The following is a 5,225-nucleotide window of genomic DNA, read 5'->3' on the forward strand; positions in this document are numbered from 1 at the left end:
ATCAAACCAGTGAAGAAGCCCATCCTGCCGGATGGGCTTTTTTGCGTCTGCGGACTGCAGGAAATACTGCCGTCCGGCACAACACAACCACTCTTCCATAACACAAGCCATCCTGCGGTATATGCGGTAAACTAAACGCGATTTTGCATCAGGAAAGCGTCTATGAATCACTCCCTTAAAGCCTGGAATACCTTCGGTATCGATCAATATGCTAACGAGCTTGTCTGCGCCGAAAACGAGCAACAACTACTTAGTGCCTGGCAATCAGCTAACGCATTACATTATCCAGTACTGATCCTGGGCGAAGGGAGTAATGTCCTGTTCCTTGATTCCTTCCATGGTGCGGTAATCATCAACCGCATCAAGGGCATTGAGGTTACAGAACAACCTGACGCGTGGCATTTACATGTGGGGGCTGGTGAAAACTGGCACAACCTGGTACAGCATACGCTGAAGCTTGGCATGCCGGGGCTGGAAAATCTGGCATTAATTCCCGGTTGCGTTGGCTCTTCACCTATCCAGAATATTGGTGCTTATGGCGTAGAGTTACAACGTGTCTGTGAATATGTTGACTGTGTTGAACTGTCCACAGCCAAGCAATTGCGCGTCAATGCCGCAGAATGTCGCTTTGGTTACCGTGATAGCATCTTCAAACATGAGTACCAGGATCGTTTTGCAATTGTGGCTGTTGGTCTGCGCTTGCCTAAACAATGGCAGCCGGTGTTGACCTACGGTGACTTAGCTCGCCTTGATCCTGTTACGGTGACTCCTCTGCAGGTGTTTGAATCCGTCTGCCACATGCGCACAACAAAACTACCTGATCCGAAAGTGCACGGTAATGCGGGAAGCTTCTTTAAAAACCCGGTTGTTACAGCTGAAGTGGCAAAGATTTTGCTTTCGCAATTCCCCACTGCGCCTCATTATCCTCAGGCGGATGGTTCCGTAAAACTGGCCGCTGGCTGGCTCATCGACCAGTGCCAGCTAAAAGGTATGCGTATTGGTGGGGCTGCAGTACATCAGCAGCAGGCACTGGTACTGATTAATGCTGACAATGCAACGAGCCAGGATGTTGTTCAGCTTGCACATTATGTCCGTCAAAAAGTAGGTGAAAAATTCAATGTCTGGCTCGAACCGGAAGTGAGGTTTATTGGACCTCAGGGGGAAGTGAATGCCGTGGAGATTATTACATGAAGGATAATACCGTACCCCTGACGCTCATCTCGTTATTAGCAGATGGTGAATTTCATTCAGGCGAACAGCTTGGTGAAAAACTTGGAATGAGTCGTGCGGCTATCAATAAACACGTTCAGACATTGCGCGACTGGGGTGTTGATGTATTTACTGTTCCTGGTAAAGGATACAGCCTACCGGAGCCTATCCAGCTGTTGGATTCAGCACTTATTCATTCCCAGCTGAATAGCGGAAATGTAACCGTCTTACCCGTTATCGATTCAACCAACCAATATCTGCTGGACCGAATTAGCCAACTGGAGTCAGGCGATGCCTGTGTCGCTGAATATCAGCATGCCGGGCGTGGACGTCGCGGGCGAAAATGGTTTTCGCCGTTTGGCGCTAACCTGTATCTGTCAATGTTCTGGCGTCTGGAGCAGGGGCCGGCAGCAGCAATTGGCCTGAGTCTGGTTATTGGTATCGTCATGGCAGAGGTTTTACGCGATCTGGGTGCTGATCAGGTTCGTGTGAAATGGCCTAACGATCTCTATCTGCTCGACCGGAAACTGGCGGGCATTCTGGTTGAACTCACTGGTAAGACGGGCGATGCAGCGCAGATTGTTATTGGCGCAGGTATTAACATGGCCATGCGCCGGGTCGAAGAGGATGTGGTAAATCAAGGATGGATTAACCTCCAGGAAGCCGGAATTAACATTGACCGCAATACACTTGCTGCCCGGCTGATCCGTGATCTACGTGCTGCGCTGGTACTGTTTGAGCAAGAGGGATTAGCGCCTTATCTGTCCCGTTGGAAAAAACTGGATAACTTTATCAATCGGCCCGTTAAGCTGATTATCGGGGATAAAGAAATATTTGGTATATCTAGGGGAATAGATGCGCAAGGCGCACTATTGCTTGAGCAAGATGGTGTGATAAAACCATGGATGGGCGGAGAAATATCACTCAGAAGTGCAGAATAATAAAAAGGGGAGCCGTTGCTCCCCTTTTTTATTATTTTCGTAGTCTGACTTGCTCAACGGCATGGTTGCCACTTTTAGTCATAATCAAGCTGGCACGCTCACGCGTAGGTAATATATTTTGCTTTAAATTCAGCCAGTTAATTTCTTTCCAAAGAGAGGTGGCCGTATTAATGGCCTCATCTTCTGATAATTTCGCATAGTTATGGAAATAAGAATCCGGATTGGTAAATGCCCCTTCGCGGAATTTCAGGAAACGGTTGATATACCACGTCTGGAGTAATTCTTCTGGCGCGTCCACGTAAATAGAGAAATCGACAAAGTCAGAAACAAATACATGATGTGGATCGTGAGGATAATCCATCCCGCTTTGTAATACATTTAATCCTTCGAGGATCAATATATCAGGCTGTGCGACAGTTTTGTCACCATCAGGAATCACGTCATAAATTAGATGTGAATAGACCGGGGCCGTGACGTTTGGTACACCTGATTTAATATCGGAAACGAATTTTACCAGACGATGCATATCATAGGACTCAGGGAAGCCTTTCTTCTTCATTAGTCCACGATCTTTCAACACCTGATTGGGGTGAAGAAAGCCATCGGTAGTAATCAACTCAACCTTGCGATGCTCTGGCCAGCGACTCAACAATGCCTGCAGGACACGCGCAGTCGTACTTTTACCAACCGCGACACTGCCAGCAATACTGATGATATAAGGAATACGTTCGCCGTTAGTGCCCAGGAATTGCTCCAGAACAGCCTGGCGGCGCAGATTTGAACTGATATAAAAATTTAGTAAACGCGACAGAGGCAAATAAATTTCGGCAACTTCTTCCAGCGACAGGTCTTCATTAATGCCTTTCAGACGAGCAATCTCGTCCTCGGTCAGAGTCATCGGCACGGAATCACGAAGCGCAGCCCACTGGTTGCGATCAAACTGTAGGTAAGGCGTCATTAACGCTTGCTCTTTTATACTCATACGCATGGTCTGGCTGTCATTGCTGTATCAGGTCAGTGGTAAAAACGAATCATCCCCGGCACGCAATGGCACGTCACATTTCAGTTAATTTGGACAATGGGCAGGAGGGTAACACCAGATGGGGGCGAATAATAAGAAAAAATCATCACCTGAAAAGCAATGTGACGGGCATTCCATATATATAAAGATGCACTTTCTGTCTGCAGGTAAACACGCTGTGAAGCAAAATGCCTCCATTAGAGGGTAACGACCGCTGGAAATTTGCTCAATCCACAGTGCGAATAGATTATTTATCGGTCGTATAGTGCAAAATGTGAGCGATAGAACATTTTATGCAATTTTTTAGTTGCATGCGCACGCAGGTCTCCATAAAATGCGCGCTACTTGATGCCGACTTAGCTCAGTAGGTAGAGCAACTGACTTGTAATCAGTAGGTCACCAGTTCGATTCCGGTAGTCGGCACCATCAAGTCCGGTGGGGTTCCCGAGCGGCCAAAGGGAGCAGACTGTAAATCTGCCGTCACAGACTTCGAAGGTTCGAATCCTTCCCCCACCACCACTTTCTGGCAGCGTTATCGCCGCCTGAGTTGGTTAAAAAATTAATCAGCTCGTACGAAGAAGAGAGAATCTCTTTTTTGTTACAGAAAGAACTGGGTAGCCGAGTTTCAGGATGCGGGCATCGTATAATGGCTATTACCTCAGCCTTCCAAGCTGATGATGCGGGTTCGATTCCCGCTGCCCGCTCCAGACGTGCTGATATGGCTCAGTTGGTAGAGCGCACCCTTGGTAAGGGTGAGGTCCCCAGTTCGACTCTGGGTATCAGCACCACTTCACTTCTCCTTCCCGTTTCTCTCTGTTTACTTTTAAAAGCATTCAACAGCTCAGGTATATTGCCTGGTTGATGTGGTGATATCACCGATTTATCCGTGTCTTAGAGGGACAATCGATGTCTAAAGAAAAATTTGAACGTACAAAACCGCACGTTAACGTCGGTACTATCGGCCACGTTGACCATGGTAAAACAACGCTGACCGCTGCAATCACTACCGTTCTGGCTAAAACCTACGGCGGTGCTGCTCGCGCATTCGATCAGATCGATAACGCTCCGGAAGAAAAAGCTCGTGGTATCACCATCAACACTTCTCACGTTGAATATGACACCCCGACTCGCCACTACGCGCACGTAGACTGCCCGGGCCACGCCGACTATGTTAAAAACATGATCACCGGTGCTGCGCAGATGGACGGCGCGATCCTGGTTGTTGCTGCGACTGACGGCCCGATGCCGCAGACTCGTGAGCACATCCTGCTGGGTCGTCAGGTAGGCGTTCCGTACATCATCGTGTTCCTGAACAAATGCGACATGGTTGATGACGAAGAGCTGCTGGAACTGGTAGAAATGGAAGTTCGTGAACTTCTGTCTCAGTACGATTTCCCGGGCGACGACACTCCGATCGTTCGTGGTTCTGCTCTGAAAGCGCTGGAAGGCGAAGCAGAGTGGGAAGCGAAAATCATCGAACTGGCTGGCTTCCTGGATTCTTACATCCCGGAACCAGAGCGTGCGATTGACAAGCCGTTCCTGCTGCCTATCGAAGACGTATTCTCCATCTCCGGTCGTGGTACCGTTGTTACCGGTCGTGTAGAGCGCGGTATCATCAAAGTTGGTGAAGAAGTTGAAATCGTTGGTATCAAAGAGACTGCTAAGTCTACCTGTACTGGCGTTGAAATGTTCCGCAAACTGCTGGACGAAGGCCGTGCTGGTGAGAACGTTGGTGTTCTGCTGCGTGGTATCAAACGTGAAGAAATCGAACGTGGTCAGGTACTGGCTAAGCCGGGTTCAATCAAGCCGCACACCAAGTTCGAATCTGAAGTGTACATTCTGTCCAAAGACGAAGGCGGCCGTCATACTCCGTTCTTCAAAGGCTACCGTCCGCAGTTCTACTTCCGTACTACTGACGTGACTGGTACCATCGAACTGCCAGAAGGCGTAGAGATGGTAATGCCGGGCGACAACATCAAAATGGTTGTTACCCTGATCCACCCGATCGCGATGGACGACGGTCTGCGTTTCGCAATCCGTGAAGGCGGCCGTAC

The 5,225-nt window shown here is 48.8% G+C and carries 4 protein-coding genes, 4 tRNA genes and 1 pseudogene; 7 read left to right on the top strand and 2 right to left on the bottom strand.

Going from position 1 to position 5,225, the window contains the following annotated elements:
• Positions 1-162: 162 nt before the first annotated feature.
• Together murB and birA are read left to right on the top strand one after the other, a co-directional pair.
• The gene (gene murB / locus OGY01_RS01620; RefSeq protein WP_284097521.1) at positions 163-1,191 is read left to right on the top strand and encodes a UDP-N-acetylmuramate dehydrogenase; all 1,029 of its coding nucleotides are present in this window, start codon (positions 163-165) and stop codon (positions 1,189-1,191) included.
• Positions 1,188-2,150, top strand: a complete 963-nt coding sequence (gene birA, locus OGY01_RS01625) for a bifunctional biotin--[acetyl-CoA-carboxylase] ligase/biotin operon repressor BirA (protein WP_286492301.1) — start codon at positions 1,188-1,190, stop codon at positions 2,148-2,150. Before murB ends, birA begins: the two co-directional genes overlap by 4 nt.
• Before the next feature lie 31 nt (positions 2,151-2,181).
• Here birA and coaA read toward each other — a convergent pair whose 3' ends face one another.
• Both coaA and OGY01_RS01635 read right to left on the bottom strand, forming a co-directional pair.
• Positions 2,182-3,132 carry a type I pantothenate kinase gene (coaA, locus tag OGY01_RS01630; protein WP_045449387.1) on the bottom strand — a complete coding sequence of 317 codons (951 nt, stop codon included), beginning with the start codon at positions 3,130-3,132 and terminating at the stop codon, positions 2,182-2,184.
• A 289-nt stretch (positions 3,133-3,421) separates the two neighbouring features.
• Positions 3,422-3,502: pseudogene (locus OGY01_RS01635) on the bottom strand (hypothetical protein); the annotation flags it as partial.
• A 19-nt stretch (positions 3,503-3,521) separates the two neighbouring features.
• On the opposite strand from OGY01_RS01635, the gene OGY01_RS01640 reads away from it, so the two are divergent.
• The 5 genes from OGY01_RS01640 to tuf all read left to right on the top strand — a co-directional run.
• A tRNA-Thr gene (locus OGY01_RS01640) sits at positions 3,522-3,597 on the top strand.
• An 8-nt stretch (positions 3,598-3,605) separates the two neighbouring features.
• Positions 3,606-3,690, top strand: a tRNA-Tyr gene (locus OGY01_RS01645).
• A 113-nt stretch (positions 3,691-3,803) separates the two neighbouring features.
• Positions 3,804-3,878: transfer RNA gene (locus OGY01_RS01650), tRNA-Gly, on the top strand.
• A gap of 5 nt (positions 3,879-3,883) precedes the next feature.
• Positions 3,884-3,959, top strand: a tRNA-Thr gene (locus tag OGY01_RS01655).
• Between the two features lie 118 nt (positions 3,960-4,077).
• Positions 4,078-5,225, top strand: a 1,148-nt coding sequence (tuf, locus tag OGY01_RS01660; protein ID WP_286492302.1) for an elongation factor Tu, incomplete at its 3' end; no start/stop codon positions are given.

The sequence above is a fragment of the Citrobacter sp. Cm038 genome, from assembly GCF_030333105.1.
GTDB classification, from domain to species: domain Bacteria; phylum Pseudomonadota; class Gammaproteobacteria; order Enterobacterales; family Enterobacteriaceae; genus Citrobacter; species Citrobacter murliniae.

Coding starts and splice junctions, on each gene's coding strand:
- murB (WP_284097521.1), top strand. CDS start 163: ATGAATCACTCCCTTAAAGCCTGGAATACCTTCGGTATCGATCAATAT.
- birA (WP_286492301.1), top strand. CDS start 1,188: ATGAAGGATAATACCGTACCCCTGACGCTCATCTCGTTATTAGCAGAT.
- coaA (WP_045449387.1), bottom strand. CDS start 3,132: ATGAGTATAAAAGAGCAAGCGTTAATGACGCCTTACCTACAGTTTGAT.